We start from the raw sequence: 1,844 nt of genomic DNA, 5'->3' as shown, positions 1-1,844 counted from the left end.
GCGCCGCAACATGGGGGAGGCCGACGCCAATGCGCTGTCGGTGCGGGTCGAGCTGCAGGCCGACTGCTTCGCCGGCGTCTGGGCCAAGCGCGGCGACCAGCAGGGTCATTTCATCGAGGCCGGCGACATCGAATCGGCGCTACGGGCCGCCGCCGCGGTCGGTGACGACACGCTGCAGAAGCAGGCCCAAGGCTATGTCGTGCCCGACAGCTTCACCCATGGCAGCGCCGCACAGCGGGCCCGCTGGTTCCGCCGCGGCTATGACAAGGGCGACCCGACCGGCTGCGACACCTTCTCGGCCTCCGCGCAGGCTTTGTAGTCAGGCTAGCGCCAGATCCTGACCAGCGGCCCGTCGGATCCCAGCACCGGATCGGTCTGCGGCAGCGCCACGGCGCCGATCCGGTTGCGCAAGGCCTGTGCGTCCCCCTCCCCAGCCCGGCAAAGATCGGGAGAGGAGCCGGGCGGATAGGCGCCGATCACCAGCAGGTCGTCGGTCGCCTCTTCGCAGCAATGTCCGACCCCGGCCGGAATCACCACGACATCGCCGGCCAGCAGCTCGACTGCATGGCCGCCGGCGCCGCCGAACCGCACCTTGGCGTGGCCGGCGGCGATGCCCAGCACCTCATGCGCGTTGCTGTGGAAATGATGGAAGGGATAGATGCCGTTGCGCCAGCCGCCGCCCCAGCCATTGCTGGCGAAGCGCGCCTCGATCACTGTGGCGACATCGCCGATGCCGAAGCCGGTGACCGCCCGGTAGACCAGCAGCGGCAGGACCGGGTTGTTCGGCACGTCGCCGTCATCCGCGAACTCATGGGTCTCGACGCCCGGAACGGCTTCGGTCATGACGGATCTCCTGTTGTCTGCGTCAGGGAGTCTGGACCGGTCCAGCCTCGCGGCAAGGTCGGCGGGCGGCTCGACCGGACATGGCATTCGATGCTAGGAGGCGTCGGTCCGCTCCGCCTGGATGCCCATGACACCGTCCTCCCGCCCGCGCTTCGCGGCCCTTGAATTCTGCCTGGTGATCGGGCTGTGCTTCGGCACGATGATCCTCGGCTCCTTCGTCAGCCTGGCCAGCAGCCTGCACGCCACGGCCCCCCGGATCCCGTCCGCGGTGGAGGACCGGTTCTGGCTGGCCGGCATCATCGTCTACGAGCTGGTCGCCGCCATCCCGGTCACGCTGCTGCTGTGGCAACGCGGCTGGCGCCGAGCCGAATTTCCCTGGCGCATGGGCCCGATGGCCACGCTGCAGGGCATCGGCCTGGCCGTCGCGAGCGTGGCGATCATGGGCCTGGCCGTCGCGCTGGCATCGAGGGCGGCCGGCGACAATGGCGTGTTCGAGGCCCTGTTCCTGGGCACGATGCCGGCGCTGCCGATGATCGCCGCCGTCTCCGTCGTCAACGGCGCCTTCGAGGAGATCTTCGTCCTCGGCTACATCATCCGCTTCTTCGAGCGGCGGGGTTTTGCCGGGTGGCAGAATGTCGGCGTTGCCACCAGCACGCTGATCCGCCTGCTGTACCACACCTATCAAGGGCCGGTTTTCGCCACCGGCATCGCCCTGATGGGTGTGGGTTACGCATTGCTCTATCTGCGGGTCCGGAACCTGTGGGTCTTCGCCTGGGCCCACATGCTGATGGACTTCTTCGCCTTCCTGCCGGGGTCCGAGGGGTAGCCTGCCTTTCCCCTATGTCCCCGGCCCTCCCTTCTTGTCATCCTCGGGCTTGACCCACTGGTGTCCGGTTGAGGGATAGAGATCAGAAGAGAGCGATTTGCCTTGGGTCGGAGGGGGATGGGAGTCCGTCTCCGATCAGGCGATCGATGCGTCTGCGATGCATGAGGTTGAGGCG

Annotated in this window: 3 protein-coding genes; 2 read left to right on the top strand and 1 reads right to left on the bottom strand. The window is 68.0% G+C overall.

The features are described from left to right. The coding region (locus AC3XYG_RS27925; RefSeq protein ID WP_489143145.1) for a neutral zinc metallopeptidase at positions 1–319 on the top strand (319 nt) is incomplete at its 5' end. Between the two features lie 5 nt (positions 320–324). Here AC3XYG_RS27925 and AC3XYG_RS27920 read toward each other — a convergent pair. Further along, positions 325–843 (bottom strand): cupin domain-containing protein, encoded by a 519-nt coding sequence (locus AC3XYG_RS27920; protein ID WP_489143144.1) that lies wholly within the window; start codon positions 841–843, stop codon positions 325–327. 127 nt (positions 844–970) lie between these two features. Here AC3XYG_RS27920 and AC3XYG_RS27915 point away from each other — a divergent pair, with 127 nt between their 5' ends. Beyond that, a complete protein-coding gene (locus tag AC3XYG_RS27915) occupies positions 971–1,669 on the top strand; it encodes a CPBP family intramembrane glutamic endopeptidase (RefSeq protein ID WP_489143143.1) in 699 nt (232 codons plus the stop codon). Positions 1,670–1,844: the final 175 nt, after the last annotated feature.

Source organism: Inquilinus sp. (genome assembly GCF_057815775.1).
This window is presented reverse-complemented; position numbering and strand designations above follow the sequence as displayed.

Bases quoted from the DNA above. Each gene is read 5' to 3' on its own strand.
- AC3XYG_RS27915 (WP_489143143.1), top strand. From the start codon at position 971: ATGACACCGTCCTCCCGCCCGCGCTTCGCGGCCCTTGAATTCTGCCTG.
- AC3XYG_RS27920 (WP_489143144.1), bottom strand. From the start codon at position 843: ATGACCGAAGCCGTTCCGGGCGTCGAGACCCATGAGTTCGCGGATGAC.